Here is a 24,210-nt window from a genome sequence, read left to right on the forward strand (position 1 = left end):
GCTGCCTGCGCTATTGAAGGCAGAAGTCGCCCTTGCCCATCGTGCCATCGACGCCGGCCAGGACATGCTGGAGGAAATTGTCGTCCTCGAGGATATCGTGGCTGTGCCCCAGCACGGTCATCCAGGCGCGCCCGCCATCGTAATAGTGGCACCAGGAGACAGGGTGCCCCTCGCCCATGCCCGGATGGGTATCGGACTGGCCCTGGGTCATGGTCGCTTCATCGACGGTGAGAAGAATGTTGATGTCGGAGAGTTTCCGCGGATCGGGGTAGATGTTGTACCACTCTTCCTCGGTGAAGAAGGTGCCCTCCTCGATATGGGCAACCGAGGGATCGTTTTCCGATTGCACGATTACCGTGCCCTGCTGGCGCGGGCCGTGGTTGAAAAGCTGCCCGCCGAGCAGGCCTTCGTACCAGTTCCAGCTATAGCTGGTGCCGAAGGCATTGTGGATGCCCACGAACCCGCCGCCGCCCCGCATATAGAGCATGAGCTGGTGCTTGCCGAGATCGGTCAGCGCCTCGCGGCCGGTCGAAAAGAAGACGATCGTATCCATCGAGCGGATATTACCAGCGCTTTCGAAGGTCGCCGGATCGTTGGAGGCAGTCACCTCATAGCCCTCGCCCTCGAACAGCGCCGTCAGCGCCTCGACACCGGCTTCGAGATTGTCATGCGGGTTAACGCCGGGGGCGACGTGATAGTAGATCAGCACCTTCCAGGGCTCTTCCTCGCCCTCGGTGCGGTTGTTCCACGGATTGTAGCAACTCTCGTCGATCGAGCCGCAAACCCCGTAGCGCTCGAATGTCGTATACTGCTCGGGCTCCTGTGCCTGGACCGGCAACCCCGCCAGCACCATGCAAAGAGCCGAAGCGCCGGCAAGGCGCGCAATCATCCTGGTCATCGATGTCTCCTCCAAAACCTCAATTCGGGTTCGGCGCCTCGCAACCGGCCGGCTCTCGCCATCCGAGCGGCCTCCAGACCCGCATCGAAGTGATTACATGGCACGATCTGTCATGCAAGATTTAATATGAGATTTTTGATTTTATGTGCTGATTTTAATTTACCTTGAGATCGCGTCAGGCATAGGTTTTCCGGCGCACTGAGTTCAACTCAGCCCGCAACGTCCAATTCACCACTCAGCAATCAAGTACGGCTGGCCGCGAAGAGGTTCAGCGGCCGATCAGCCCCTGCGCGAAGCCGACAGCGATCTCTTCGGCAAGTTCGGTTTCAGTATCCTCGCGGGCCCCGCTGACGCCCAAGGCGCCGAACAACACGCCATCTCGCTCCAGCAGCACGCCACCGCCCAGCGGCACGACATGAGGCAGATGGGCGAGAGGCATGCCTTCCTTGACCCGGCGCGAGAAATCCGAACTTGGCCGCCGAAACAGCGCCGCCGTCCGCGCCTTGGCGAGCGCAGCGTCGATAGCGGCGGGAAAGGCCCCGTCCATGCGGATCTGCAAATGGGACCAGCCACCGGTATCGACGATGGCAAGGGCGAGCTGGAAGTCCTTCCCGCGAGCGGCCGAAACCACCGCTTCGGCTATGGCTCGAGCCTGGGCGAGACTGAGCGTTTCGATAGCCATCGCTATTGCAACAGATCCTTGCGGGCGCACATGGCGCCCATCGCCACGCCATATCCATCCGCCCCGAACCCCGCCATCACAGCGGTCGCCACGCGCGAGACGTGCGAATGGTGATAGACCTGCTCGCGCTTGTGCACATTGGTGATGTGCAACTCGAAAATCGGCCCGGGGAACATCTTGAGCGCGTCGAACAGGGCGAGCGAGGTGAAGGTGAAGGCGGCGGGATTGATGATGATCCCCGCCGCGGCGTCAATCGCCTCGTGCACCCATTCGATCAGGCGCTCTTCGCTGTTGGTCTGCCGGAACTCCACCGGCCGCTGGCCCGCCGCCGTGCGGCAGAGCTCTTCGACCTGCGCCAGGGTGGTCGAGCCGTAGATTTCAGGCTCGCGCAGGCCCAGGCGGTTGAGGTTGGGTCCGTTGAGGACGAAGATCGGTTTGGTCATTTACTCTATCCGGCAACTACCCCTGATATCCGAGCAGCCGCGGAAGCCACAGCACGGTTTCAGGAACGAAGGTGAACAACAAAAGTGAGAAGATCAGCGCGGCAAGGAAGGGCAGCGTGTCGGCGATGATATCGCGCAGCTTGGCGCCCGATATCGAACTCATGACGAACAGCAACATGCCGTATGGCGGCGTGATCAGCCCGATCATCACGTTGACGACGACCACGACCCCGAAGTGAACGAGATCGATGCCCAGCGCCTGCGCCGAGGGTACCAGCACCGGCACGATGATCAGGATGATCGCCGTGCCTTCGAGCACGCAGCCAAGCAGGATCAGAAGGATATTGACGAAGATCAGGAAGGTGATCGGGTCGAGATCCCACTCGGTCAGCAGCACGCTCAGGCTCGCCGGAATGTTCTCGACCGTGACCACATAATTGAGCACCAGTGCCCCGCCGATCAGCATGCCGATCGAAACCGTGGTCTTGGAGCTTACAACAAGGGAGTCGTAGAGGCCGCGCCAGGTGATGCCGCGATAGAGCACGATGGACACCACCAGTGCATAGGCGGCAGCCACGGCGGCGGCTTCGGTCGGCGTCGTGATGCCCGAATAGATGCAGTACATCAGGACCACCGGCATCATAAGGGCCGGCAGGGAGCGCCAGGTGATGCCGGGCAATTTGCGCAGCGGCACGGGATCTTCGACAGGGAAGTTCTGCCGGCGCGCCTGAATATAGACGACGACCGCCTGGGTCAGCCCCATGATCAGGCCCGGGATCACGCCACCCAGAAACAGGTAGCCGATCGAGGCATCGGACACGAGCGCGTAAAACACCATGGGGATCGAAGGCGGAATAATCGGCCCGATCACCGCCGAAGCCGCCGTCAGCGCCGCGGCGAACGATGAGGTATATTTCCCGTCCCGCGTCATCAGCGAGTGGATCATCTTGCCGGTGCCGGCCGCATCGGCCAGGGCCGAGCCCGACATGCCGGCAAAGACGATCGACTGGAGCACGTTGACCTGGGCCAGCCCGCCCCGGAAGCGCCCCACGACCGCGTTGCACCAGGCCAGCAGACGGTCCGACAGCGAGCCGGTATTCATGAGCTCGGCCGCCAGGATGAACAGGGGCACGGCCAGGATGATGTAGTTCGAATACATCCGATTCATGAACTGCTCGGCGGCAATGCCCATGTCGAGCCCGGACAGGAACAGGTAGAGGATCGACCCCACGATCATCGAGAGCCCGATCGGCAGCCCGATAACGGCCAGCACCAGGATCGAGGCGATGCACAGGAAGAACGGATCGAGAAAAATCATTGGGCCGGGCTTTCTTCGTCTTCGTCCTTGCCCCATACGGCCACGCCCGCCAGCCAGATGTAGCGGATGATGGTCACCACCGCGAAGACGATGAAGATCGAATAGACATAGTCGTAGCGGAGCTTGAGATAAGCGGTTCGCTCGACCCGCATGAACAGCACGTAGTCGACGATGGCCGGCAGGCCGATCCCCAGAAGCACGATCACGGCGAGCGAAAACACGACTGTCATTGCCCGCCTCACCTTGGAGGGGACCGAACTGTAGATGATGTCGAGCCGAACCTCGTCGCGCTTGCGCAACACGAAAGTGGCACCGAACAGCACGATCCAGACCCAGAGAATGGCGCTCAGCTCATAGGCCCAACCGCTGGAGAGGTTGAGAACATAGCGGAACACGATCTGCAGGATGAACAGGAGGAACATCAGGCCCAGCGCTGCGGCCAGTATGTTCTCGGCCCGCGCCGCCAGCCAGCGCCCGACGCGCAATAGTCCCGACATGGAAATCTCCCCTCCCTGAATCGAACCGGCTTCAAGGAAATACAGAAAGGGCGCCGCGACAATCGCCGCGGCGCCCGATTGGGCCGTTAAAGGGCGTTGATGGCCTCGAGGGCACCTTCGGGCCAGCTATCGGAAATGGGGTTGTCCAGATACATCTGCTGGGCATAGGCGCGGAACGCGTCCTGATCGGGCTCGTAGATCTCGAGCCCGGCTTCCTCGAACTGGGCGATCAGCTCGGCTTCCATTTCCAGGTGCATGTTCTGGCTCCAGTCGATCGCCTCGTTGGCGGCCGTCTGGAATGCTTGCTGATCTTCGGGCGAGAGCGCGTTCCAGGCTTCGCTGGAAACCACGAGCAGGTCGAAGCCGACGAGGTGCGAGGTGAGGACGATCTGGTCCATCACTTCGTAGAACTTCATGTTCTGCACGTTGGGCAGCGGATTGTCCTGCCCGTCGATGGCGCCGGTCTGAAGGCCCGTATAGACCTCCGCGTAATCCATCGGAGTGGGGCTGGCGCCGATCGCGGTGCCCAGGAACTGCCAGGCGTCGCCGCCGGGCATGCGCAGGCGGATGCCGTTCATGTCCTCGGGCGTATTGATCTGGCGATCACCGCGCAGGCCGACCTGGCGGGCGCCGAAATAGGTGGGGCCAAGCACGTGGATGCCGAGCTGATCTTCGGCCATCTGCTTGAACTGATCACCGACTTCGCTGTCGAAGAAAGCACGCAGATGTTCGGCATCGCGGAAGAGATAGGCCGAGGTCAGCAGCGACCATTCGGGAATCTGGTTGGAAATATCCTGCGGGGCGACATTGCTCATTTCCAGATTGCCGCGCTGCAGGGCCACCAGTTCGGTGCCCTGGCGGAACAGCGTGCCGCCATAATAGGGTTCGATGGTCGCGACATCGCGAACGCTGTCGGCAAGCTGCTCCATCATGGACGCGCGGATGTCCTGTTCGGAGAACACTGCCGAAAAGCGGAAGGTGGGCACGTCCTGCGCCAGCGCGGGAACGGATGCGGCCACTGCGAGCAGGGCCGAGCCGAGCAAAGCCGCACGGCGGGTAAGATTGAAATTCATAGGTTCCTCCTTGTTTGGTCCGGCTTCGATTGGCGCGCCGCAGCCAATTGCGCGACAAACTCCCCCATCTCGCCGACGACCAAATGTACGAACTAGTTCGTTTAAGTGTCAAGCTACTTTGCCGACCCTTGCCGACATCTATCTTTGCCGCTACCGTATGTCAAACTGGAAAATCTCATATGAAAGAGATTTCTTCTGTGGTAACGGCGTGGTGACAGCAGCGTCAATTCATGCAAGAGAAAACGCAAAGGGAAAGCCGAAAATGGCGGGGACGAGGCCTTTGAGCGACTCCATGGACGAGATCAACGATACCGTAGGTGAACAGGCGTTCCGCCGCATTCGGAGCGACATCATCTCGGGCACGCTCAAGCCCGGCCAAAAACTCAAGCTCGAAAGGCTCAAGAGCCAGTACGGGGTGAGCGTGTCCACGCTGCGCGAAATCCTCAACCGCCTCACCACCGAGGATCTGGTTCTCGCCGAAGGTCAGCGCGGTTTCGAGGTGGCCCCCGCCTCGGTCGACAATCTGCGTGAAGTGGGCGATCTGCGCCTGGTGCTCGAGAATCACGCACTGGCGCTTTCATTTGCCGCCGGCGATCTCGATTGGGAGGCCGAGGTGGTCGCCGCTCACCACAAGCTGTCTTCGATCGAAAAGGCGCTCTTGGGTGGCGACGCCGACCGTACCGAGCAATGGATCAAATACGATTTCGCCTTCCACCACGCGATGATTTCGGCCTGCGGCTCGAAATCGCTGCTGGCCATCCATCAATCGATCTTCGACAGGTTCATGCGTTACCACATGCTGGCGCAAAGCTTTCGCGGCGGCGGGGTGGCCGAGGATCATGGCGAGCTTTTCAGGCTTGCCCTCGCCCGCGATGTGGAGGGAGCCCAAGCCAAGCTCGCCTCGCACATTCATCTGGGCATCGACCATATATTGAGCACGGGCAAGCTCTAGAGAGCGGCAAGGGCTTACGCAGCCGCCTCGAATGTTTCCGTCATGCCGTCGCGCGAGGGTTTTTGGCCGGTAAACAACTCGAACGCCTTGACCGCCTGAAAGATCGCCATTCCCGATCCCGGCAATGTCAGGCAACCTTTTTCGCGCGCCGTTTCGATGAGGGCGGTGATACGCGGGAAATAGATGATGTCGGCCACCCATTGGCGGGCGTCGAGCCGATCGGCATCGACCGGAAGCCCCGGATATTTCTCCATGCCGATCGGCGTTGTGTTGACGACACCATCCACGCCCGTCAGTACCGTCTCGGTATCGCTCACCACATGCACCGACCGGCCCGAGCGGGCAAGCTGAGCGGCGAGAGCTTGGGCCTTTTCGGCGGCGAGATCGAAAATCGCCAGATCCTCCACCCCCAGTTCGAGCAGGGCATGGGCAACCGCCGCACCCGCGCCCCCTGCCCCGACCTGAAGCACGCGCCCGCGCGGCACCTGGGGCATGCCGATCCTGAAGCTCTCGGCAAAGCCCCAGCAATCGGTGTTGTGGCCGATACGCCCTTCGGGCCGGAACAGCACCGTATTGACCGCTCCAATAGCGGCTGCATCCTCGGAGAGCGAGGCAAGATGAGCGATCACCGCCTGCTTGAAGGGATGGGTGACGTTGAGGCCGGTGAACCCGACCTGTTCCAATATGCCGATCACCTCGGGCAGATCGTCATTGCCCAGGCCCAGCGCATCGAAATCGATGAGGTGATAATGATAGTCCAGTCCAAGCCGCTCGCCTTCGCGCCGGTGCATGATCGGAGAAAGCGAAGCGCCGATACCGCGGCCGAGCAGCCCGATATGAATCGCGCCCCGCGCACCCAGATTGATCAGATCGGCCAGCCCGCGCGTCAGTTTTTCCATTCCGTCTTCACTCATTTATTCCGGCCGCGCCCCATCTGCCTTGAGCACCCCCACGCCGCTGGCGCCGGGTGCCCCTGGGAGCCGTTCAGGATTTGATTTGAATCAAATCCTCGGCCCTAATCCCCTGTTCTGTCGCGTGTCCGAACCGCAAAATCGTTTCCATCCCCGGTCACGCCAGGGACATGCTTTTGCTGGACACGCTCCAATCGTTGTTTTGTCGCCTGGTGCTCACGTAGCGATGGCGTACCCCCACAAGCTCCGCCCCATCCTTCCAATCCTGCCCGATGTCCGGTACAGAAGCGGCGCCCAACCCTGTGGTCGCCGATACCGTGCGCTGGCAGCCATCCCCGACACCCGATGCCCTCAGGGTCGCCCTTGTCTTTTGACGCCTGCTCGACCTAAATGCAGCATCGCTTCGTGACATTAATGTACGAACTAGTTAGTTTAGTCAATCTGTCCGACAGGCAAGAAGGCGTATTGTGACCGACTCCGAAGCTCACCCGAAAACAGCCAGGCGACAGCAGGATCCCGAAGGCACGCGCCGTGACATAATCGCCGTCGCGTCGACCGAATTCGCGCTCAACGGACTGGCCGGCGCACGGATCGACGAGATCGCGGAAAAGACCCGCGCGTCCAAGCGCATGATCTATTATTATTTCGGCGACAAGGAGGGGCTGTACGTCAGCGCGCTCGAGAACGCCTATCGCATTGTCCGCGAGGGCGAAGCCAAGCTCGACATCGAGAGCCTTTCGCCCATCGAGGGCTTGAAGCGCCTCGTCGGCTTCACCTTCGACCACCATCACCAGCACGAGGATTTCATCCGCATGGTGATGATCGAAAACATTCATTCCGGCCGCTATCTCGAACGCTCGGACCTGCACACCGTCAACCAGTCCGCCATCCGCCGCATCGAGGCGCTTTACGGCAAGGGTGTTGAGGCCGGCCAGTTCCGCCCAAATCTCGATCCTCTGGAGATACACTGGCAGATCAGCGCCCTGTGCTTTTTCAACGTCTCCAACCGGGCCACGTTTTCCCATCTCTTCCAGCGCGATATCGGATCGGTCGACTCCCAGGCGTCTCTGCGCCAGAACGTCATCGACATGGTGGTGCGTTACGTGGTGAAACCGGAATTCTTCGATGCGAAATAGCCCGCCCCTGGGCTGGGGCCGTTCGAGGTCGCGGGCCCGAACAGCAAAACCGTGAGCCGAGGACATGCTTTTGCCGGACACGCGCCAAGCGCATCCGCCCCGCATTGACCGCACCGTCCACCGCCATCTAAAATGTACGAAACAGTTCGTTTAATCGGAGCCGCCGCATGAAGACCTCGATCGCCACGGTATCGATCAGCGGTGATTTGCGCGAAAAGCTCGCGGCGATTGCGGCGGCGGGGTTCGACGGCATCGAGATCTTCGAGAACGACTTTCTGGCCTTTGACGGCGGTCCGCGCGAAGTCGGGCGCATGGTGCGCGATCATGGGCTGGAGATTTCGCTCTTCCAGCCCTTCCGCGATTTCGAAGGCCTGCCCGAGCCGCACCGCTCCCGCGCCTTTGACCGGGCCGAGCGCAAGTTCGACGTGATGGAGGAGCTGGGCACCGATCTGGTGCTGGTCTGCTCCAACGTCTCCCCCGCAGCCCTCGGCGGCATCGACCGTGCCGCCGCCGACCTCCGCGAGCTGGGCGAACGCGCCGCCAAACGCAATCTGCGCATCGGCTACGAGGCTCTGGCCTGGGGCCGGCACGTCAACGATCACCGCGACGCCTGGGAGATCGTGCGCCGCGCCGATCACGCCAATGTCGGGCTGATCGTCGACAGCTTCCACACGTTCGCCCGCAAGATCGACCCCGAGACCATCCGCTCCATCCCCGGCGACAAGATCTTCTTCGTCCAGCTCGCCGATGCGCCCTTGATCGATATGGACCTGCTCTATTGGAGCCGCCATTTCCGCACCATGCCCGGCCAGGGTGACCTCGACGTCCCCGCCTTCGCCCGCGCCGTCGCCGCCACCGGCTACAAGGGCGTCTGGTCGCTGGAGATCTTCAACGATCAGTTCCGCGGCGGTTCGCCTGGCACCATCGCCGCCGACGGCCATCGCTCGCTCGTCGCGCTGCTCGACACCGTCCGCCGCACCGAACCCGAGATCGCCGTAGACCTCGACCCCATGCCCGCCCCGATTGCCGTCGAGGGCGTCGAATTCATCGAGTTCGCCGCCAACGAGGCCGAGGCCGCCGACCTCACATCCATGCTCGCCACCATGGGCTTTGCCCATGCCGGTCAACACATCGCCAAGGATGTGCAACTCTACCGCAATGGCGGGGTCAACATCGTCGTCAACACCGAGCGCGAGGGCTTCGCCCATTCGGCCTATCTCATGCACGGCACCTGCGTTTGCGATATCGGGCTCAAGGTCGAGGATGCCCGCGCCACCGTCGAACGCGCCCGCGCGCTCGGCGCCGAACCGTTCGAGCAGCCTGTCGGCCCGGGCGAGCTCAAGATCCCCGCCATTCGCGGCGTCGGCGGCGGGCTGATGCACTTCATCGACACCAAGACCGAACTGGGCCGCGTCTGGGAAGCCGAGTTCACGCCCGTCCAGACAGACGCCCTCGACATGGGCATCACCCATATCGACCATATCGGCCAGACCATGAATTACGAGGAACTGCTCACCTGGCTGCTCTTTTATACCACCCTGTTCGACACCCAGAAGACGCCCATGCTCGACGTGGTCGACCCGGCGGGCCTGGTGCGCTCCCAGGTGATCGAGAACAAGGCCGGTTCCATCCGCTTCACCCTCAACGGCGCCGATCGCAGCTCCACCCTGGCCGGCCATTTCATCTCCGAAAGCTTCGGCTCCTCGGTCCAGCACGTCGCCTTTGCCTCGTCCGATATCGTGAGGACCGCCGAAGCGCTCAAATCCGCCGGGTTCACCCCGCTCGTCATCTCGCCCAACTATTTCGCCGACATCCAGGCCCGCTTCGGGCTCGAAGATGCCTTCGTCGCGCAACTCCAGTCCGCCAACATCCTCTATGATCGCGACGAGGCCGGCGGAGAATATTTCCAGCTCTATTCCACCCTCTATGGCGACGGCTTCTTCTTCGAGATCGTCGAGCGCCGCGGCGGCTACAATGGCTATGGCGCTCCCAACGCCCAGTTCAGGATCGCAGCGCAAAAGCGCGCGCTACGGGGCAAATCCATCCCCGCCCGGTAAATTGCGGCTCTGGCGGCTCCTGCCTCATCGTGGCAGAGATGAACGTAATCCCGATTCCCGGTGAGTCCTGCCAGTCATGCCGTTTTTCGATCTTCTCGTCCCGCCGGGCCTCGATGCGGGAGTAACCCTCACACTGCTTCTGACCAGCGTCATCGCCTCGTTCGTCACCATTGCCTTCGGCATAGGCGGCGGCGTGCTGCTCCTGGCGGTACTGGCCAGCCTCCTGCCGCCGGCGGCGCTCATTCCCGTCCATGGCGTCGTGCAGATGGGCTCCAATTTCGGGCGGTTCGCCCTGATGTTCGCCCATGTCAACTGGCAGCCTATGCTGGCCTTTGCAGCGGGCTCTCTGGTCGGCGTCCTCGCTGGCGGCGCCATCTCTTTCAATCTGTCGCCGGCTTTGGTTCAGGTGGGCGTGGGATCGTTCGTCCTATGGTCGATCTTCCGCAAGCCGCCGCGCTGGATGAGTGGCATGCCGATCGTTTCGGGCGCGATTTCGAGCTTCCTCACCATGTTCTTCGGCGCCACCGGCCCGTTCGTTGCCACCTTGACCAAATCGTTCGCGCTCGACCGCCACGGGCACGTGGCCACCCATGCGGCATTCATGACGGTCCAGCATCTGCTCAAGACGCTGACTTTCGGCTTGCTCGGCTTTGCCTTCGTGCCGTGGCTGGGCTTTATGACCGCAATGATCGTTGCGGGTGCCGTGGGCACGCTGCTGGGGCGGCTGGTGCTCAACAGGATGACCGACCACCGCTTCCGCATCGCTCTCGATATCGTTCTCGGGCTCTTGGCCCTTAGGCTGATCTGGTCCGGTCTATTCGCCTTGTGGACCGCCTGATGCGGCAGTTGGGCAACAGCCCGCGATCGGCGTGCATGCAATCGCCGTCTTGGAGTTGAGGCCCGCCCGATTTTCCAGTTGAGTGCAAAGCGATGGTACAGGGGTTCGGGCGATGCGCGTTCTGGTTGCCTTGACGATAGGGCTTTCTGGTGGATTGAGTGCCGGCTCGGCAATGGCGCAGGGTTTGGCCCCGGTTGACGCGATCAACCGCTGCGAGAGCTTTGTCGAAAGCGCCATGCGCCCCGAATTTTCCGCCAGCTTCAAGCATCCCTACAAGGTGGTCTGCTATTTCGGCCTGATCGACGATGATGTCGCAGAGGACCATCACAGCGTTTGCGCGCGGCTTTCGGCACAGTTCGCGCCATCGCATCGGGTGATCGCGGAGTATATGTGCACCGGCGCTTATGAAGCCCATCTAAGCGCCACCGGCCGGTAGCGCGGGGAACCGCGCGGGGGCAAACTCGTTCCCCTCCCGTTCAATGACAGGAGTAACGCCATGGCCGAGCTTGGCTTTCCTAAGGGGCTCAATTCATCACTGCACAGCCAGGTTCGCGATTTGCGGCGCCAGCTTGCGCAGGTCTCAAAGGCGCTGGCCGACCGCGGTATCGACTTTGAGGACCTGGCCGACGATGCGGAAGACTTCATGCATGGAGCGCGCAAGAATGCCCGCCGCGCGGCCCGGCAGGTCCGCCGCGATGCCGACGTCATCGCCCACGCCGCCCAGAAGGCGCCCGCGGCCACTGGCACGGTGCTGGTCGTTGCCGCCGCCGTCGGGTTCGGGTTGGGCTTTCTTTATCACCTCGCCCAGCGGGATTGATCAGGCGAGCCGCCCCCAGCGCTCATCCCATTCTGCCTCAGGCCCGAGATCGATGACGATCTCGGCGCCGCCTTCGATATTGGCGGCTTTGTTGCGCGCCAGCGCCAGAGCCTCCTCGACGGCAAGCTGCTCGCTCTGCTCGATAGACTCTTCGGCCTCGTCGGAAGGGTCGGACACTTGGCGGATGAAGGCACGCGGCCCATCCTCGCCCGAAACCAGCCTCACAATGATGGTGCCAGCCGGCTCGTCCCCCGTGAAGGTGCGAAAGTGCGACATGCCTCCTCCTTGAAAGAGGAGGAAGAACGGCGCGGCCTTGCACCCGGTTCCGGGGCTTAACGCTTGTGTCGCATGGCCTCCGCAAGCGCCGCGCCAAGAGCTCCCTGGCTCGGAGCGGCGGGTTTTGCGGTTTTGGTTTTCCGATCGGGGCCGCGATCGGGCCGGCTCGCCCCGGCGCTCCGTTCGGGTGCAGCATCGCGCCGCATCGAAAGACTGATGCGCTTGCGCTTGACGTCCACCTCGAGCACCTTGACCTTGACCACGTCGCCGGCCTTGACGACCTCATGGGCATCCTTGATGAACCGGTCGGCGAGTTGGGAGACGTGCACCAGCCCGTCCTGATGCACGCCGATATCGACAAAGGCGCCGAAGGCCGCAACGTTGGTCACCGTGCCCTCCAGCATCATGCCGGGCTTGAGATCGGAAATCTCCTCGATCCCGTCGGCAAAGGTCGCCGTCTTGAATTCGGGCCGCGGGTCCCGTCCGGGCTTTTCGAGTTCGGCCAGGATGTCCCGCACCGTCGGCAGGCCGAACGTCTCGTCGACGAAGGATTTCGGATCGAGCCTTTTGAGTGCCGCGCTGTCACCCATCAGCGCGCGGATATCCCGCCCGCAGGCCGCGACGATCTTGCGCGCCACGCCATAGGCTTCCGGATGCACCGATGATGCGTCGAGCGGCTCGGCCCCGTCGCGGATGCGCAGGAAACCCGCTGCCTGTTCGAAAGCCTTCGGCCCAAGCCGCGCCACCTTGAGCAAATCCTTTCGCGCGGCGAAGGCGCCGTTGGCGTCGCGATGGGCAACGATCGCCTCGGCCAGCGAGGCACCCAATCCCGAAACCCGCGCCAGCAGCGGCGCGGAGGCCGTGTTGAGATCGACCCCCACCGCGTTCACCGCATCCTCCACCACCGCATCGAGTGCCTTGGCAAGGCGATACTGATCCACGTCGTGCTGATATTGTCCCACCCCGATCGATTTGGGCTCGATCTTGACCAGTTCGGCCAGCGGGTCCTGCAGCCGCCGTGCGATCGAGACCGCCCCGCGCAGCGAAACATCGAGCCCCGGCAATTCGTTCGATGCCGTCTCGGAAGCCGAATAGACCGAAGCCCCGGCCTCGCTCACCACCACCTTGAGCGGCTTGGGGGCCGGTATCATCGAGAGCATGTCGGCGACCAGCCGCTCGGTCTCCCGGCTTGCCGTACCGTTGCCGATGGCGATCAGTTCCACCTTGTGCCGGGCGATCAGCGCCATCAGCACCGATTGGCTTCCCTGCACATCGTTGCGCGGCGCAAAGGGGTAGATCGTCGCCGTATCGAGCACCTTGCCCGTGGCATCGACCACCGCGACCTTGACGCCGGTGCGGATACCGGGATCGAGCCCCATGGTGGCCCGGTTCCCCGCCGGCGCCGCCAGCAGCAGGTCCTTGAGATTGCGCGCGAAAACGGTGATCGCCTCGTCTTCGGCGCGCTCGCGCAGCCGGCCCATGAGGTCGACCGAAAGGTGCAGCCAGAGTTTGACCCGCCAGCTCCAGCGCGCCACCTCCATCAGCCACCGATCGACGTCCGATCCATCGGCCTTGATGCCGAAATGAGCGGCCACCATCGCCTCGGCCGGCTTGTACCTGCCCTCCGCCTCTGCATCGAGTTCGAGATCGACGGCCAGAACCTCCTCATTGCGCCCGCGCAGCATGGCCAGCGCCCTGTGGCTGGGCACCTTGGCCCAGGGTTCGGCATGATCGAAATAGTCCGAGAACTTGGCGCCCTGCTCCTCCTTGCCTTCGACCACTCTGGCGCGCAGCAGGGCGTTGCGCTCCATATAGTCGCGCAGCTTGCCGATCAGATCGGCATCTTCCGCGAACCGTTCGGCCAGGATGTCGCGCGCACCCTCCAGCGCCGCCTTGGCATCGGGCACGTCGTCAGAGAGAAACTTTTGAGCCTCGGTCGGCGGGATGAGGCTGCGGTCGGCAAACAGCGCATCGGCCAATGGTTCCAGCCCGCGCTCGCGGGCGATTTCGGCCTTGGTGCGCCGCTTGGGTTTATAGGGAAGGTAGATATCCTCGAGTTCGGCCTTGGTCGTCACCCGCGCGATCTGGGCGGCCAACTCGTCGGTGAGCTTTCCCTGGGCTTCGATCGACTGCACGATCGCCGCGCGGCGCGCCTCGAGTTCACGGAGATAGGCAAGCCGGGTTTCCAGCGTGCGCAGTTGCGCATCATCGAGCCCACCCGTCACTTCCTTGCGGTAGCGGGCGACGAAGGGAACAGTCGCGCCGCCGTCGAGCAATTCCACCGCGGCGGCAACCTGTTCGGGGCGGGCGGAAATCTCGCTGGCGATGAGGCGGGCAATGGCTTGGGCGGTGTCGGTCATGGGCTTCCGGTTCAGTTGAGTGGTCGGACATTAGGCGGCGATTGTGGCGCAGGCAAAGTCTTCGACTGCTCCTTCCACAGCCGGGGACACCGCAATCTGTGGTCGGTCGGCAACACCGGAGACCGTGCGGCGCCTACTCACTGCTCCGTGACCGCCATGCGCCTTTTTCGCGCCACGATTGTTGCGGTAACCGATAGGCCATGATCCGCTTCTTGCCCATAGTGATGGTGGCGCTGGGCCTTCTCCTGGTGTCGACCTCGTTCGCCGCCGCACAGACCGGCGCGGCGTACGAGGCGAACGCGCAGGAAATCTGCTTCGAGCCAGCCTCGGCCTCGGCGTCTCAACTGGAGGACGAAAAACTCGGGCGCTGCTGGAAGCAGATAGGTCTGGGCATATTGGTTCACGGCTGCAAGCTCCAGGTGGCCTTGCCCGCCGAACCGTGCCCCATGAGGCAGCCGCCCGCGCCAGGCTGGGCGCCGCTTATCGATCCCGTCGTCTATGAGGGGCCTTCCCCGCCACTCGACATCCCGCCTCCCCGGGCCTGAGCAGACCCCTTCCTTTTCCTATTTCCCTTCACGGGCGCGCGCTGCGCCGCCCCACCAACGAGACGTTGACATGACTGACCTATTGATGAGCAGGCGCGGCTTTCTTGCCGGTGCCTCTACGCTACTTGCCATGACCGCTGCAGGCTGTACCACGACCACTCAGACCACGCGTGAGCAAGCCAATCTGCCGCCCCCCGTCCCGGCCGATGTGGTGATGATGTATGCCGCCCTACCCCAGGAGCGGTTCCCGGTCCCGGCGGTCGATCTGCGCTATCTCGATGCCAAATACTACCGCAAGCGCGTCCCCTATCAGACCACTGAGAAGCCGGGAACGGTCGTGGTCGATACCCCCAATTTCTACCTCTACCATGTCGAGGAAGGCGGCATGGCCATGCGCTATGGCTGTGGCCTGGGTCGTGCGGGCTTCGAATGGGCGGGGCGCGGCCACATCGCCTATTCCCGCGAATGGCCGATCTGGACCCCGCCTTCGGAAATGATCGATCGCCAGCCGGAACTCGAACAGTGGCGCAACGGCCAGCCACCGGGCCTCGATAATCCGCTCGGAGCCCGCGCGCTCTACATCCACGAGGGCAATCGCGACACCATCTACCGCATCCACGGAACCGGCGAGACCTGGACCATCGGGCAGGCGGTTTCCTCGGGCTGCGTGCGCCTACTCCATCACGACGTGATCCACCTGGCCGAGAACGTCAAGTTTGGTTCGCCGCTGGTCGTGCTCGAAAGCACTCCCGCTTTCACCCCGACGCCTCAACTGGTCTGAGGTGGAACAACAAAAAGGGCGCCCCACCGGAGCGCCCTTTTTCTTTTCCTGTGATCGCGGCTTAGTTCGCGCGGATCGGAACGATGCGGATTTCGACGCGGCGGTTCTGCGACCGGCCCGCTTCGGTCGAGTTGTCGGCGATCGGATTGGCCATGCCGCGGCCCTCGACAAAGAAGCGGCGCGGATCGACGCCGAACTGGGCCAGCGTCCGCGAAACCGAAGTGGCGCGCTGCTGGGAGAGGGTGAGATTGTAGCTCGCCGAACCGGTCGAGTCGGTATAGCCGATGATGTCGACCAGCGTCTGGTCGAACTCCTGCAGCACCAGCGCCACCGAACGCAGCGTGTTCTGGAACGCCGGCTGGATATTGGATTGATCCACGCCGAAGGTGATGTTGGAGGGCATGTTGAGCACGATATTGTCGCCCACGCGCGTCACCGAAACGCCAGTCCCCTGGAGCTGAGCGCGAAGCTGGGCTTCCTGCTGGTCCATGTAGTTGCCGACCGCACCGCCGGCCAGGGCGCCGACGCCCGCGCCGATCAGCGCGCCCACGCGCGCATCGCCCATCGCCGAACCGATCAGCGCGCCACCCAGGGCCCCGCCGCCCGCGCCGAGCAGCGCGCCGCCCGCGGTGTTGGAAAGCTGGGATTCGCCAGTGTAGGGGTTGGTGGAACAGCCGGCGAGCAGCATTGCCGCGACAGCCGTGAGGGCGATTGCCTGTTTCTTCATATTGAGCTCACCGATTCGTGAAAAACCGCCGCGATCATAGGTGGCCAATTGCGGCAGGAACGTGAATGGAGGTGCCACCTTGCTCTAAATTTAGCCTGATTTGCGTTTGGTGTCAGGTTCTTGCCGGATCGTGGTCCGGAATGCCGACAGCCGCTCGTAAAGATCCGCCACTTCCGTTTCGAGATCGCGTCCCGCTTCTCCGGCCCGCTCGACAAAGCGCGCATTCTCCCGCGTCAGCCCGTCCAATTGCACGATCGCCGCGTTGATCTCGTTGAGCGCGGCGGCCTGATGCCCGGAAGCTGCCGAGAAATTGTCCATGTGATCGGAGATATGTCCCACCTGCTCCACAATGCCCGACAGCGCTTCCCCGGTCCGTCGGACCAGTCCCACCCCGTTCTCGACTTCCTTGCCCGAAGTCGAGATCAGCGCTGCGACATCGCGAGCCGCCTGGGCGCTGCGCTGGGCCAGCGAACGCACTTCGGTCGCCACAACGGCAAAGCCGCGTCCCGCTTCACCGGCGCGCGCCGCCTCGACCGCCGCATTGAGCGCCAGGAGGTTGGTTTGCAGGGCAATCTCGTCGATCACCGAGATGATCGATGAGATCTTGGCCGAGGACTGTTCGATCCGCTGCATGGCTTCGACGGCATTTTCGACCACCGCCCCTCCATCCTGGGCGGCCTTGTTGGCCCCGCCGGCCAGTTCCGCCGCCGCGCTGGTTCCAATTGCAGTCTCGTTGACATTGGCCGCCACCTCATCGAGCGCCGCCGAGGATTGCTCGATGGCGGCAGCCTGGCGCGACAGGCGGTCGGCCAGATCCTGCGCCGAACCGGCCACCGCCCCGGCATCTGACGCTATGGCATCGACCGAAGCCCTGATCCCGACAATGGTTTCCTCGAGGCTGGCGGCGGCAGCGTTGAAATCGGCGCCGAGCTGAGCAAATCCCTCCGGCAATTCGCCTTCGATCCGCGTATCGAGGTGCCCGGCAGCGAGCGCCCCGAGCGCTTCGCCCGTCCGCCCCAATACGTCCTGCTGCACCCGCGCCCGCTCCTCGGCGGCGTGCCGGCCTTCTTCGATCTTCTCCTCGAGCGCGGCGAAATAGGTCGAGACGGCAAGATCGACATCGACCAGCACGGCCTTGATCATATCGGCCAGGGTCTGCGCCATGCCCTCGGCAACGGCAGCCGCTTCGGCTGGCTTGCGCTTGCGCAGGCGCGGCGCTTCCTCGGCCATCCAGTCGGCCATCATGCCCTTGATCAGCGTTTCGAGCACCAGCGCATAGCCGCCGATATACCATTGCGGCTCGAGCCCGATGCGCGCGTGCCGGTTACCGATCCTCAGGCTCGATTCATAATAGTCGGCGTCCAGCCGCCCCCGCGCGATGGCCGACCAGTGCCGCTCCTGCTTGTCCTGGGCCACATCCATCTGGCCGCGCCCGGAAAAGAAGCGCGCAACTTGCGGGGTTTCCTCCACGCGGTCGTAAAACCGGGTCAGCGCCGGCCCGATATGGCGCATGATCGAGGGACTGATCCGGGCGAGCCGTTCGGCGGCGGCCGCATCGAAGCCGATGAAGTCGAGTCGTTCGGCCATGGGGCTGGGGGACGGGGTCGAGGAGGAAATGGTCATGAACATCCTGCAACAGCAGAAAACTGGAAACGCGCCGACCCTATCGGCGTCCGGGTTAATGTTTGCTGTGCGTTTCGCCCCTCCCTCGCGGCATTGGGTCGCGCAACCGCATTCTGACAGACGCGGCGTTTGGGACTATATCTGTTGCATCCAATAAGAGCCCGGTGCGACATCGCGGGTGCGATTTTGCAATGACATCAGGCTCTGTGATTGGTACAGATCATGTCGCGCCTCAGGGAGAGAGGCGTTAAGATAAGGCGTGCCGAAAAGCGAAGCGCGCCGATAAACCGAGTAAGCGCCGCTGGCAGACGGCCGGTGTCGCCACTGGAGTAGGCCTCATGGATTATCGCGGCATATTTGAAGACGCGATCGACGCCCTTCGCGTCGAAAAACGCTATCGCGTCTTTGCCGATCTCGAACGTATCGCCGGACATTTCCCCCGCGCCGTCTTCCGCGACAGCGCCGACAATGCCCGGGAAATCACCATCTGGTGTTCCAACGACTATCTGGGCATGGGCCAGCACCCCAAGGTGATCGGCGCCATGCAGGAAACCGCCGGCAAGCTGGGCGCAGGCGCCGGTGGCACCCGCAACATTTCAGGCACCAACCGGCCGCTGGTCGAACTCGAACGTTCGCTCGCCGACCTGCACCGCAAGGAAGCAGCCCTGGTCTTTACCTCGGGCTTTGTTTCCAACGAGGCGGCGATTTCCACCATCGCGCGGCTGATCCCCGATTGCCTCATCCTTTCCGACCAGCTCAACCACGCCTCGATGATCCAGGGCGTGCGCCAGTCGGGCATGGAAAAGAAGATTTTCCGCCACAACGATCTGGCCCATCTGCGCGAACTTCTGGCCGCAGCGGGCAAACAGCGCCCCAAGCTGATCGTCTTTGAATCCGTCTATTCGATGGATGGCGACGTCGCCCCCATCGAAGCCATCGCCGACCTTGCCGACGAATTCGGCGCCATGACCTATATCGACGAGGTCCATGCCGTGGGCATGTACGGCCCGCGCGGCGGCGGCATTTGCGAGCGCGAAGGGTTGATGGACCGCATCGACATCATCGAAGGCACGCTCGCCAAGGGTTTTGGCGTCATGGGCGGTTACATCACCGCCAACAAGGCGATCGTGGATGCCGTACGCTCCTATGCGCCCGAATTCATCTTCACCACCGCCCTGCCCCCCGCGCTTTGCGCGGCGGCCCGCGCCTCGATCGAGCATTTGAAGACCTCCAGCGTCGAGCGCGAGGGCCATCAGCGCCAGGCCGGCCGCGTCAAGCGCGTCCTGGCCGAGGCCGGCCTGCCGGTGATGCCGACCGACACCCATATCGTTCCGCTGATCGTTGGCGATGCGCGCTTGTGCAAGGCGGCCAGCGACATGCTGATGGATCGGCACAACATCTATATCCAGCCCATCAACTACCCCACGGTCCCCAAAGGCACCGAGCGGCTGCGCATCACGCCAACGCCCTATCACAGCGACGACATGATCGCCGAACTCTGCGACGCCCTGATCGCCGTCTGGCAGGCTCTCGACCTGCCGCGCGATTTCGACATGTCGCGTCTAATGGAAACCAAGCTGGTGGCCGGCGATCTGACGCTACCGACCGTGGGCGGATAAGCTTTGCGCCTCCTTCTGGCGTTCATCGTTCTGGCCGCGGGCACTTTGATGTCCGCGGCCGCTTTTTCCCAAACCACGACCATCTGCACGTTGATCGTCGATGCGCACACGCATCGGACCGTACTCGAAACCGGCGATTGCATCACACAGGTTACGCCCGCCTCCACCTTCAAGGTGCCGCTGGCGGTGATCGGGTTCGACAGCGGCGTGCTCGTCGATCCGCACACGCCGGCGCTTGCCTTCGAACCGGGCGATCCCGACTGGATCGAGGCCTGGCGTCAGGATACCGATCCCGCCCGCTGGATGGAGCACTCGGTGCTCTGGTATTCCCAGCGCATCGCCCATGCCCTGGGCGCTGAGACTCTCACCGGTTACGCCCGGGCGTTCAACTACGGCAATGCCGACTTTTCCGGCGACCCCGGCATGAATAACGGCCTCGACCGCGCCTGGGTCAGTTCCTCGCTCAAGATTTCGCCGCGCAACCAGGCGCAATTCTTCCTGGCCCTGCTCGACCGCGACCTTCCCGTCTCGGCTTCGGCGATCGATAACACCCTGGCGATCATCGAAGCCTTTCCCGCCGCCGATGGCTGGGTGATGCACGGAAAGACCGGTTCGGCCTATCCCCGCAACGCAGATATGAGCTTTGACTACAATCGCGGCTGGGGCTGGTTCGTCGGCTGGGCTGAACGGGGCACCGAGCGCTATATCGTCGTCCGGCTCAATCAGGATCAGACCCGCGTCTCGGGTTCGGGCGGCATAAGGGCGCGTGACGAATTGATCGCCGAATGGCCCACCCTCGCCGCCGCCCTTCCAGCCCAATGAACCACCAGCTGGCTGACGGAAGATGAGCGGCAAATCTGCCACTCATCCCGCAGGAATCTCTACTTTGCCAAGTGCCGACTATTTCAAAACAGGTTGAGATTGGTGGGACCGGAGGGCAGATCGCGATCGCCCGTCACTGGCACATCCTCGGCAACAGCCTCCAACCGGAAATCTCGTGCCCAGACGATACCTGGCGCCTGTAGGAAGAAACCGAAATGAATGCTGTAGGCCTCTTCTGGCACGTCCAGGACAATGGCCCGTTCGGTCCAGTCGCTGTCACCCGACAGTGCGCCCTTGGATTTTCTCCGCATCATGTTGTCAAAGCCGAGCGATCGTCGCCCCGCTACCGGATCGATGCGCATCCAGATGGTGCCAACGCCGGCCTCTCGCACCTTCAGTTGGGCCGAGAGTTGAAGTCTTTTGCCACGATAGGCCTCAGCCGAGATCGATTGCATCAGGCCGGCAAAGGAATCTCCAGGAATACCCCGCTTGGCTATCGCTTCGGCGACCGCCACCCCACGCATGTCCGGATCGATGCCGGTTCGGAAATGCTTGCCGCTATACCTGCCGCAAGGCACCCATCCCGCTGGCATTCCCAGCGCAATCGCAGGTGCCTCTGAAGCGTCCATTCGTGCTGACAGCACGTTCCAATTGGCGTAGCCAAGCTGTCTTGCGACCACTTCGAGGGATTGGCCGTGGGAAATGAAGATGTCCTGGTCAGCCAAAGCGCTTCGCAGCGATTTGGCCATGGTTTTGGGTGCGGGGAAATCCGACATGATCTGATCCTTGCTGGGCAAGATCTTTGTCAGCGCTCGCATTACCGACAGCCTGCCCTGTCAAGGTCAAACCGTGGTCGTCATGCCATGCATTTACCAGACCCTTCCGGGCGCGAGCGGCCGGCTGCACGAGCCTTGGGACCGAAGTCTACATTGACCCTTCGGGTCGTCAAGGCCCACATGCAAGTCGCTATCGCCCGGCCTGTTCTCGCCGCTCATCGGCCTGGGCAAAATGGGAAACCTGATCGGCATAGGCCTTTTTGAAGGCGGGGCGGGCGCATGTGCGTTCGAGGTATCCGGCAAGCGCGGGGAAATGACCGAAGTTGCGCACGGCGCGAACCCGCAGCACGTCCGCCATCAGGATGTCTGCGACCGTGAAGCGTCCGGCGACGAGCCATTCGCGCTCGGCGAGAACCGCCTCGAGCTGTTCGAGGCGCATTTTGAGCCAGCCTTCCAGCGGGTTGTTCTCAACGCCCGACAGGCCGATGAACCACCAGGGTACCGACACCATCTCGATCGAGTTGAGCGCCGCGATCACCCACGCGGTCACATCCGCCTCCCCTTGGGCATCGCGCGGCATCAGCTTGTCGCTCTTTTTGGCCAGATGCAGAAGACAGGCGCCGCTCTCGAACACCCGCACGCCTTCGTCGTCGAGGAACGGGATCTGCGCAAATGGCTGGCGGGCACGATGTTCGGGCCCGCGATCATCGAACGGAACCGTACGGACCTCGTAGTCGATCCCTGCTTCCTCGCAGGCCCAACGGAGCCTGAGGTCGCGCACGAAGCCGCTCGGGCCCTTCTTTCCACCGGGCACCCAATCGTAAGTGTAGATCTTGATGCTCATCGCGCGCCCTCAGGCGTCCACGATCGGAACGAACCCGGCAACGATGCGCCGGCGCCCGTCGAAGATTGCACTGCCCTGATGTATGAGCGGATGGGCGAAGAGCGCTTCCCAGGCGCGGTTCCGCACTTCCTTGGACGGCCATTCGATCCACCTGAAGACCACCGTCTCGTCCGGCTTTGCCGCAACGGCGCGCTTGAAATCGGTCAGTTTGCCTTCGGGCACGAAATCGCCCCAGGCCTCGACCATGCGCACCGCGCCATACTCCTTGAACAGCTCGAAGTAATTGTCGATGCCTTCGGCGTAAGCCGACTTGCTCGCCGTGGGCACGGCAATCACCGAGCCGTCGATATAGGCCGATTGGCCTTCCGATTGCAGGTCCGAAAGCGTTTCAAAGCCGCCAAAGATCATCCGTGCGCCGTCGAAGGGCATCTTGGCACCCATGTCCTGCATGGCCGGATCGTTCATCATCTTTTCGTTGGCCGCGTCCGCGGTCGCCTTGTCGGGGAAAATCTGAAACGAATAGACGATCTCCTCGCCCTCGCGCGCATCCACCGCCCGATGGAAGTCGGTCGTCTCGCCCCTGGGCACGTCGTCGCCCCAGGTTTCCACCATCCGTTTCACGCCAAGGCTCTTGAAATAATCCACCGACTCCTGGGCAAACCGGCGATAGGCTTCCTTGTTGGCCGTTGGCACGGCGGCGACAAATCCCATTACGTACGACATGACTTTCGTTCCTCCAGGATAGAGCGTGTCCAGCAAAAGCATGTCCCCGGCTTGACCAAGGATCGAAACGGTTTTGCGGTACGGACACGCGATGAAACACTTAAGCGCGGTTGACAATTTATGTTGATATCAACATATAGGAATCATGTCAAACCTTCATCCCAGCCATCAAACCACTCTCTACGTCCGCGATCACTGCCTGTGTCTGGCCACGCAACGGGCCGCGCGGGCATTGGGCCGGCGGTTCGATGAGGCGCTGCGCCCGCTCGATCTCACCAATGGGCAGTTTTCCCTGCTGATGTCCCTCAACCGCCCGGAACCGCCCACCATCGGCGCGGTTGCCGAACTTCTGGCCATGGACCGCACGACCCTCACGGCCGCCCTCAAGCCTTTGGAGCGGCGCGGCCTCGTCATGCTTGGCGTCGATCCCGCCGACCGGCGCAGTCGGCGGCTGACGCTCACCGATAAGGGTCTCGCGCTTCTGGGGCAGGCGGTTCCGGTCTGGGAAGCCGAGCATGGAGCGCTCGAAAAGCAGCTCGAGCTGGCCGGCACACCGCTGCACGCCGGCCAGCTCGGCCCCCTCGCCCGCTTGAGCTGATCTCAGCTCGTCAAGACGATCCGGATGAGATCGGCGGTATTGCGCGCACCGAGCTTTTCCATGACGCGGGCCCGGTACACCTCGATAGTGCGCGGGGAAATGCCGAGCTCACGCCCCGCCTCCTTGTTGGATTGCCCATTGGTGATCAATTGCAGCACTTCCCGCTCGCGGGGCGTCAATTGCGCAAAGCCGCGGACCTCCACCTCCTGCTGCCCGTCGCGCGAGGCGGTGAGGTGGACGTCGCGCCGCAGCGTGTCGCGCACGGCGCGGACGAAACGCTCCGAATCCACCGGCTTGACGAAAACGTCGCTCGCCCCGCCCCGCATGGCCTCGACAGTGCCGTCGATATCGGGCTGGTCGGCCAGCATGAACACCGGAATGCCCGCGCGCATGTCCTTGATGCGCCGAAGCGCGGGCAGCATGTCCTCGCCGCCGAGATCGAAATTGAGGATCACCACGTCGGGACGGCGCTGCCCGAACCGGGCGATGAAATCGTCGCTGTTGCGCGAGATGGCGGTCTGGAACCCTTCGAGCCTGAACAGCACGTCCAGCGCGTCGCAGGTGGCCTTGTCGCTGTCCACGATATGGACCAGCCGATCGCGGTTGAGAAATGGGCGATAGGAAATTTCGGTGTTCACAGTCTTCTCCAGTCCTTTGCGAGACTCCACCGCGAATACGGAAAAGCGGCCAGTCCCCTCCAATTGCATACCAAGCAAAAGTCGCCTTGCGTTCCCGACCCATCGCTCCCATCGCTGTCAGGACTTGTTTCCCACCTTCGGTCAGCCGCTCCCGTTCGCTTCCGCCGAGCCGGCCGGAAGCGTTGCAAAAAGCGATTGCCGAATTTGAGGACCTTGCCCCCGCAGCCTACGATGAATCGCGCACGAATTTTGCGAT

Annotated in this window: 26 protein-coding genes; 11 read left to right on the forward strand and 15 right to left on the reverse strand. The window is 62.8% G+C overall.

Annotated elements, in window-relative coordinates; translation table 11 throughout:
- Positions 1 to 10: 10 nt before the first annotated feature.
- The 6 genes from NO934_RS04310 to dctP form a co-directional block, all read right to left on the reverse strand.
- Positions 11 to 898: a ThuA domain-containing protein gene (locus tag NO934_RS04310; RefSeq protein WP_309162485.1), complete on the reverse strand. Its 888-nt coding sequence runs from the start codon at positions 896 to 898 to the stop codon at positions 11 to 13.
- 268 nt (positions 899 to 1,166) lie between these two features.
- Positions 1,167 to 1,580: a heme-binding protein gene (locus tag NO934_RS04315; RefSeq protein WP_309162486.1), complete on the reverse strand. Its 414-nt coding sequence runs from the start codon at positions 1,578 to 1,580 to the stop codon at positions 1,167 to 1,169.
- A 2-nt stretch (positions 1,581 to 1,582) separates the two neighbouring features.
- Positions 1,583 to 2,023: a type II 3-dehydroquinate dehydratase gene (locus NO934_RS04320; RefSeq protein ID WP_309162487.1), complete on the reverse strand. Its 441-nt coding sequence runs from the start codon at positions 2,021 to 2,023 to the stop codon at positions 1,583 to 1,585.
- Between the two features lie 16 nt (positions 2,024 to 2,039).
- Positions 2,040 to 3,341 carry a TRAP transporter large permease gene (locus tag NO934_RS04325; RefSeq protein ID WP_309162488.1) on the reverse strand — a complete coding sequence of 434 codons (1,302 nt, stop codon included), beginning with the start codon at positions 3,339 to 3,341 and terminating at the stop codon, positions 2,040 to 2,042.
- On the reverse strand, positions 3,338 to 3,838 hold the full coding sequence (locus NO934_RS04330; protein WP_309162489.1) for a TRAP transporter small permease subunit: 501 nt from the start codon (positions 3,836 to 3,838) through the stop codon (positions 3,338 to 3,340). The genes NO934_RS04325 and NO934_RS04330 overlap by 4 nt, the downstream gene beginning before the upstream one ends.
- An 86-nt stretch (positions 3,839 to 3,924) precedes the next feature.
- Complete coding sequence (gene dctP / locus NO934_RS04335; protein ID WP_309162490.1) at positions 3,925 to 4,911, reverse strand: TRAP transporter substrate-binding protein DctP; 987 nt, start codon at positions 4,909 to 4,911, stop codon at positions 3,925 to 3,927.
- A gap of 262 nt (positions 4,912 to 5,173) precedes the next feature.
- Between dctP and NO934_RS04340 the strand changes: the two genes are divergently transcribed.
- Positions 5,174 to 5,863: a GntR family transcriptional regulator gene (locus NO934_RS04340; protein WP_309162492.1), complete on the forward strand. Its 690-nt coding sequence runs from the start codon at positions 5,174 to 5,176 to the stop codon at positions 5,861 to 5,863.
- A 14-nt stretch (positions 5,864 to 5,877) separates the two neighbouring features.
- Here the strand turns inward: NO934_RS04340 and NO934_RS04345 are convergent, their stop codons facing one another.
- Positions 5,878 to 6,777, reverse strand: a complete 900-nt coding sequence (locus tag NO934_RS04345) for a shikimate dehydrogenase (RefSeq protein ID WP_309162495.1) — start codon at positions 6,775 to 6,777, stop codon at positions 5,878 to 5,880.
- A 464-nt stretch (positions 6,778 to 7,241) separates the two neighbouring features.
- On the opposite strand from NO934_RS04345, the gene NO934_RS04350 reads away from it, so the two are divergent.
- From NO934_RS04350 to NO934_RS04370, 5 genes are all read left to right on the forward strand, one after another.
- Entirely contained in the window at positions 7,242 to 7,910 is a 669-nt protein-coding gene (locus tag NO934_RS04350) for a TetR/AcrR family transcriptional regulator (protein ID WP_309162497.1), read from the forward strand.
- Positions 7,911 to 8,077: 167 nt separating this feature from the next.
- The gene (locus NO934_RS04355; protein ID WP_309162499.1) at positions 8,078 to 9,967 is read left to right on the forward strand and encodes a TIM barrel protein; all 1,890 of its coding nucleotides are present in this window, start codon (positions 8,078 to 8,080) and stop codon (positions 9,965 to 9,967) included.
- A 76-nt stretch (positions 9,968 to 10,043) separates the two neighbouring features.
- Positions 10,044 to 10,805 carry a sulfite exporter TauE/SafE family protein gene (locus NO934_RS04360; protein WP_309162500.1) on the forward strand — a complete coding sequence of 254 codons (762 nt, stop codon included), beginning with the start codon at positions 10,044 to 10,046 and terminating at the stop codon, positions 10,803 to 10,805.
- A 112-nt stretch (positions 10,806 to 10,917) separates the two neighbouring features.
- Positions 10,918 to 11,241, forward strand: a complete 324-nt coding sequence (locus tag NO934_RS04365) for a hypothetical protein (protein WP_309162501.1) — start codon at positions 10,918 to 10,920, stop codon at positions 11,239 to 11,241.
- 60 nt (positions 11,242 to 11,301) lie between these two features.
- Positions 11,302 to 11,622, forward strand: a complete 321-nt coding sequence (locus NO934_RS04370) for a hypothetical protein (RefSeq protein WP_309162503.1) — start codon at positions 11,302 to 11,304, stop codon at positions 11,620 to 11,622.
- Here the strand turns inward: NO934_RS04370 and NO934_RS04375 are convergent, their stop codons facing one another.
- Positions 11,623 to 11,898: a hypothetical protein gene (locus tag NO934_RS04375; RefSeq protein WP_309162505.1), complete on the reverse strand. Its 276-nt coding sequence runs from the start codon at positions 11,896 to 11,898 to the stop codon at positions 11,623 to 11,625.
- 56 nt (positions 11,899 to 11,954) lie between these two features.
- On the reverse strand, positions 11,955 to 14,258 hold the full coding sequence (locus tag NO934_RS04380) for a Tex family protein (protein ID WP_309162506.1): 2,304 nt from the start codon (positions 14,256 to 14,258) through the stop codon (positions 11,955 to 11,957).
- Positions 14,259 to 14,458: 200 nt separating this feature from the next.
- Here NO934_RS04380 and NO934_RS04385 point away from each other — a divergent pair, with 200 nt between their 5' ends.
- Positions 14,459 to 14,803 carry a hypothetical protein gene (locus NO934_RS04385; RefSeq protein WP_309162507.1) on the forward strand — a complete coding sequence of 115 codons (345 nt, stop codon included), beginning with the start codon at positions 14,459 to 14,461 and terminating at the stop codon, positions 14,801 to 14,803.
- Between the two features lie 70 nt (positions 14,804 to 14,873).
- Positions 14,874 to 15,584 (forward strand): L,D-transpeptidase, encoded by a 711-nt coding sequence (locus tag NO934_RS04390; RefSeq protein ID WP_309162508.1) that lies wholly within the window; start codon positions 14,874 to 14,876, stop codon positions 15,582 to 15,584.
- 61 nt (positions 15,585 to 15,645) lie between these two features.
- Here the strand turns inward: NO934_RS04390 and NO934_RS04395 are convergent, their stop codons facing one another.
- Together NO934_RS04395 and NO934_RS04400 are read right to left on the reverse strand one after the other, a co-directional pair.
- A complete protein-coding gene (locus NO934_RS04395; RefSeq protein WP_309162510.1) occupies positions 15,646 to 16,311 on the reverse strand; it encodes an OmpA family protein in 666 nt (221 codons plus the stop codon).
- 90 nt (positions 16,312 to 16,401) lie between these two features.
- Positions 16,402 to 17,934, reverse strand: coding sequence for a methyl-accepting chemotaxis protein (locus NO934_RS04400; protein WP_309162512.1), 1,533 nt, complete (start codon positions 17,932 to 17,934; stop codon positions 16,402 to 16,404).
- 338 nt (positions 17,935 to 18,272) lie between these two features.
- On the opposite strand from NO934_RS04400, the gene hemA reads away from it, so the two are divergent.
- Both hemA and blaOXA read left to right on the forward strand, forming a co-directional pair.
- Positions 18,273 to 19,553 carry a 5-aminolevulinate synthase gene (gene hemA, locus NO934_RS04405; protein ID WP_309162514.1) on the forward strand — a complete coding sequence of 427 codons (1,281 nt, stop codon included), beginning with the start codon at positions 18,273 to 18,275 and terminating at the stop codon, positions 19,551 to 19,553.
- A gap of 48 nt (positions 19,554 to 19,601) precedes the next feature.
- A complete protein-coding gene (gene blaOXA, locus NO934_RS04410; RefSeq protein ID WP_309162516.1) occupies positions 19,602 to 20,375 on the forward strand; it encodes a class D beta-lactamase in 774 nt (257 codons plus the stop codon).
- Between the two features lie 83 nt (positions 20,376 to 20,458).
- Here blaOXA and NO934_RS04415 read toward each other — a convergent pair whose 3' ends face one another.
- The 3 genes from NO934_RS04415 to NO934_RS04425 all read right to left on the reverse strand — a co-directional run bounded on the left by NO934_RS04415 (position 20,459) and on the right by NO934_RS04425 (position 22,718).
- Positions 20,459 to 21,151, reverse strand: a complete 693-nt coding sequence (locus NO934_RS04415; protein WP_309162517.1) for a glyoxalase superfamily protein — start codon at positions 21,149 to 21,151, stop codon at positions 20,459 to 20,461.
- A gap of 190 nt (positions 21,152 to 21,341) precedes the next feature.
- Positions 21,342 to 21,995 (reverse strand): glutathione S-transferase family protein, encoded by a 654-nt coding sequence (locus NO934_RS04420; RefSeq protein WP_309162518.1) that lies wholly within the window; start codon positions 21,993 to 21,995, stop codon positions 21,342 to 21,344.
- A gap of 9 nt (positions 21,996 to 22,004) precedes the next feature.
- Positions 22,005 to 22,718, reverse strand: a complete 714-nt coding sequence (locus tag NO934_RS04425; protein ID WP_309162519.1) for a DUF1428 domain-containing protein — start codon at positions 22,716 to 22,718, stop codon at positions 22,005 to 22,007.
- A gap of 145 nt (positions 22,719 to 22,863) precedes the next feature.
- On the opposite strand from NO934_RS04425, the gene NO934_RS04430 reads away from it, so the two are divergent.
- Complete coding sequence (locus NO934_RS04430) at positions 22,864 to 23,316, forward strand: MarR family transcriptional regulator (protein ID WP_309162520.1); 453 nt, start codon at positions 22,864 to 22,866, stop codon at positions 23,314 to 23,316.
- A gap of 2 nt (positions 23,317 to 23,318) precedes the next feature.
- On the opposite strand, the gene NO934_RS04435 is transcribed toward NO934_RS04430, so the two are convergent.
- A complete protein-coding gene (locus NO934_RS04435; RefSeq protein WP_309162521.1) occupies positions 23,319 to 23,954 on the reverse strand; it encodes a LuxR C-terminal-related transcriptional regulator in 636 nt (211 codons plus the stop codon).
- Between the last annotated feature and the right edge of the window lie 256 nt (positions 23,955 to 24,210).

Origin of the sequence: Pelagibacterium sp. H642 (assembly GCF_031202855.1) — a bacterium.
GTDB lineage: Bacteria > Pseudomonadota > Alphaproteobacteria > Rhizobiales > Devosiaceae > Pelagibacterium.

Coding starts and splice junctions, on each gene's coding strand:
- NO934_RS04310 (WP_309162485.1), bottom strand. CDS start 898: ATGACCAGGATGATTGCGCGCCTTGCCGGCGCTTCGGCTCTTTGCATG.
- NO934_RS04315 (WP_309162486.1), bottom strand. CDS start 1,580: ATGGCTATCGAAACGCTCAGTCTCGCCCAGGCTCGAGCCATAGCCGAA.
- NO934_RS04320 (WP_309162487.1), bottom strand. CDS start 2,023: ATGACCAAACCGATCTTCGTCCTCAACGGACCCAACCTCAACCGCCTG.
- NO934_RS04325 (WP_309162488.1), bottom strand. CDS start 3,341: ATGATTTTTCTCGATCCGTTCTTCCTGTGCATCGCCTCGATCCTGGTG.
- NO934_RS04330 (WP_309162489.1), bottom strand. CDS start 3,838: ATGTCGGGACTATTGCGCGTCGGGCGCTGGCTGGCGGCGCGGGCCGAG.
- dctP (WP_309162490.1), bottom strand. CDS start 4,911: ATGAATTTCAATCTTACCCGCCGTGCGGCTTTGCTCGGCTCGGCCCTG.
- NO934_RS04340 (WP_309162492.1), top strand. CDS start 5,174: ATGGCGGGGACGAGGCCTTTGAGCGACTCCATGGACGAGATCAACGAT.
- NO934_RS04345 (WP_309162495.1), bottom strand. CDS start 6,777: ATGAGTGAAGACGGAATGGAAAAACTGACGCGCGGGCTGGCCGATCTG.
- NO934_RS04355 (WP_309162499.1), top strand. CDS start 8,078: ATGAAGACCTCGATCGCCACGGTATCGATCAGCGGTGATTTGCGCGAA.
- NO934_RS04360 (WP_309162500.1), top strand. CDS start 10,044: ATGCCGTTTTTCGATCTTCTCGTCCCGCCGGGCCTCGATGCGGGAGTA.
- NO934_RS04365 (WP_309162501.1), top strand. CDS start 10,918: ATGCGCGTTCTGGTTGCCTTGACGATAGGGCTTTCTGGTGGATTGAGT.
- NO934_RS04370 (WP_309162503.1), top strand. CDS start 11,302: ATGGCCGAGCTTGGCTTTCCTAAGGGGCTCAATTCATCACTGCACAGC.
- NO934_RS04375 (WP_309162505.1), bottom strand. CDS start 11,898: ATGTCGCACTTTCGCACCTTCACGGGGGACGAGCCGGCTGGCACCATC.
- NO934_RS04380 (WP_309162506.1), bottom strand. CDS start 14,258: ATGACCGACACCGCCCAAGCCATTGCCCGCCTCATCGCCAGCGAGATT.
- NO934_RS04385 (WP_309162507.1), top strand. CDS start 14,459: ATGATCCGCTTCTTGCCCATAGTGATGGTGGCGCTGGGCCTTCTCCTG.
- NO934_RS04390 (WP_309162508.1), top strand. CDS start 14,874: ATGACTGACCTATTGATGAGCAGGCGCGGCTTTCTTGCCGGTGCCTCT.
- NO934_RS04395 (WP_309162510.1), bottom strand. CDS start 16,311: ATGAAGAAACAGGCAATCGCCCTCACGGCTGTCGCGGCAATGCTGCTC.
- NO934_RS04400 (WP_309162512.1), bottom strand. CDS start 17,934: ATGACCATTTCCTCCTCGACCCCGTCCCCCAGCCCCATGGCCGAACGA.
- hemA (WP_309162514.1), top strand. CDS start 18,273: ATGGATTATCGCGGCATATTTGAAGACGCGATCGACGCCCTTCGCGTC.
- blaOXA (WP_309162516.1), top strand. CDS start 19,602: ATGTCCGCGGCCGCTTTTTCCCAAACCACGACCATCTGCACGTTGATC.
- NO934_RS04415 (WP_309162517.1), bottom strand. CDS start 21,151: ATGTCGGATTTCCCCGCACCCAAAACCATGGCCAAATCGCTGCGAAGC.
- NO934_RS04420 (WP_309162518.1), bottom strand. CDS start 21,995: ATGAGCATCAAGATCTACACTTACGATTGGGTGCCCGGTGGAAAGAAG.
- NO934_RS04425 (WP_309162519.1), bottom strand. CDS start 22,718: ATGTCGTACGTAATGGGATTTGTCGCCGCCGTGCCAACGGCCAACAAG.
- NO934_RS04430 (WP_309162520.1), top strand. CDS start 22,864: ATGTCAAACCTTCATCCCAGCCATCAAACCACTCTCTACGTCCGCGAT.